Here is a 250-nt window from a genome sequence, read left to right as displayed (position 1 = left end):
GATTCTCATCGCCTCGCGCCTGGAAGAGACGCCGCATGCGGAAATCTCCCGTCGCTTCGGCATTTCCACCCGCACCGTGGAGAAGGAACTCAAGGCCGCCCTGTGGTTCTGCGCGGAGCGCCTGGAAAGAAAAGTCATCCAGAGGTTCGGTCCCGGGGCCGGAAAACCGTCATAAGCATAAGCAGGTGGAAAACCGCCGCCATATCCATCCCATGAGCCATTCCGGTGTCCGTACAGCACAGTCATGACA

At 59.2% G+C, this 250-nt stretch carries 1 pseudogene; it reads left to right on the top strand.

From position 1 onward, the window contains the following. Positions 1-175, top strand: a pseudogene (gene vreI, locus ACLJNW_RS27145) (RNA polymerase sigma factor VreI); the annotation flags it as partial. Between the last annotated feature and the right edge of the window lie 75 nt (positions 176-250).

It is taken from the genome of Salmonella sp. SAL4457, assembly GCF_046548235.1.
GTDB classification, from domain to species: Bacteria; Pseudomonadota; Gammaproteobacteria; order Enterobacterales; family Enterobacteriaceae; genus Salmonella; species Salmonella enterica.
The sequence above is the reverse complement of the archived record's forward strand: the minus strand, read 5'-3'. Positions and strand labels throughout refer to the sequence as shown.